Genomic DNA, 1,513 nt, shown 5'->3' on the forward strand with positions numbered 1-1,513 from the left:
ATACTTCGCCGGCGTGCAACGCGCCGAAGCCCGGTCGGTTGCAGCTGCTCTAATAAATATCCGGGTTCATGAAGTTGCGGGGACGAAGTAAGGCGCTGGATTCGCCGCCTTGGTCCTGCCCATGCCCTGTCCGGGCTGCCAACCCTGGCAACTCGCCGGGAACATGGACCGCGCGAAATCGTTGTCTTGCCGAAGGGGCCTTGAAACTCAAGGAGGCAGCGATGAAAAAGCTTCTGCTTGCTTCGATGATCGCCATCGCCTCGGCGTTTGCGATCGCGCCGGCCAGCGCCGGCGGCGTGCAACTCGGTATCGGCATCGGTCCGGGCTATGATGACGACTACTACAACGATGACTACAGCCCATATTATCGCCATCACCGGTATTACCGGCACGTCTATGACGACGACTACTACACCCCATACCATCGTCGTTACGTGGTTCGGTATCACAACCGGTATGACGACAATTGCCGGGTCAGGATCGTGAAGCACTGGCGACATCATCACCGCGTCATTGAAAAGATCCGTATCTGCGAGCGCTGACCCGCAGCACCGGCCCAACTCCCGTGTGGGGAGATGGGCCGGACGCGACAGCAATGGCGTCGACCCTGGGCAATACCGGGTAGAACCTCTGGTCGCCGCGCCGTGGCAACGCTCCATGCCGCTGGCGGCGGCTTTCTCCTCCTCGATACTCCGGGAAATATTAGCGATCGGGAACATAGGCCTCCCGCCGCGCGTTACCCGATAATCAGCCTTCAGGAGGAGGTTGCCATGAAAAAACTTCTACTTGCTTCGGTGATCGCAGTCGCGTCGGCGGCGTCCACGGTAGCGCCGGCGGATGCGCACGGCTTCCTCGGTCTCGGTTTCGGTCCGTTCGGCGGCTCTCCGTTCTACGGCGGTCCGATGTATGGCGGTCCGTTCTACGACTATGGCGGCCGCTACTACGGCCCGCGCTACTACGACGACTATTATCCCAGCTACTACCGGCACCACAGGTATTACTACCGGCACCACTACAGGCACCATCACAGGCACCACCACAGGCACCACCACAGGCATCACCACGGGTACTATTACAAGTACTAGGCGGTGGGCGACTGGCGCACGGCAGAAGCGGCATTGACCAGACGCAAGCGTGGCCGCGCTTCGCGGTCGTCATCCTAGGGCGGAGCAAGGAGCGAAGCGACGCGCGCAGACCCTAGGATCCATGCAGTGCTGCCACGGCGCAGAATTCTGATCCGTGGCATTCCTCGGCCCACGTCACGGCATGGATCCTTGGGTCAAGCCCAAGGATGACGAAGATGGTTTGGGCCTCTTTCGCCAGCTTCGCGCAGCGCCTTGCAAATCCCCGCCAAAATGCCATCTAAATCACCGGCATCCAGGAGAATCACGTGACGCAGCGAAGCGGCAGCGCCGACCTGCCGCTGCATGGCGGGCGGGTCCCGAAATGGCTGGGCGAGCGCATGACCAAGCTCGGCGCGGTGCTGTGCGAGGCGATCATCCACCATTACGGC

The 1,513-nt window shown here is 61.3% G+C and carries 3 protein-coding genes; all 3 read left to right on the forward strand.

All coding sequences use genetic code 11. The annotated features are described in order from the left end of the window. The first annotated feature begins 221 nt into the window (after positions 1-221). Positions 222-542, forward strand: a complete 321-nt coding sequence (locus tag EOA27_RS36035; RefSeq protein ID WP_126083376.1) for a hypothetical protein — start codon at positions 222-224, stop codon at positions 540-542. Between the two features lie 228 nt (positions 543-770). Beyond that, complete coding sequence (locus EOA27_RS36040; RefSeq protein ID WP_126083377.1) at positions 771-1,085, forward strand: hypothetical protein; 315 nt, start codon at positions 771-773, stop codon at positions 1,083-1,085. A 305-nt stretch (positions 1,086-1,390) separates the two neighbouring features. Further along, on the forward strand, positions 1,391-1,513 hold a 123-nt coding region (locus tag EOA27_RS36045), incomplete at its 3' end, for a DUF763 domain-containing protein (RefSeq protein WP_127258681.1).

The sequence above is a fragment of the Mesorhizobium sp. M2A.F.Ca.ET.037.01.1.1 genome, assembly GCF_003998075.1.
In the GTDB taxonomy this organism is placed as follows: Bacteria; Pseudomonadota; Alphaproteobacteria; order Rhizobiales; family Rhizobiaceae; genus Mesorhizobium.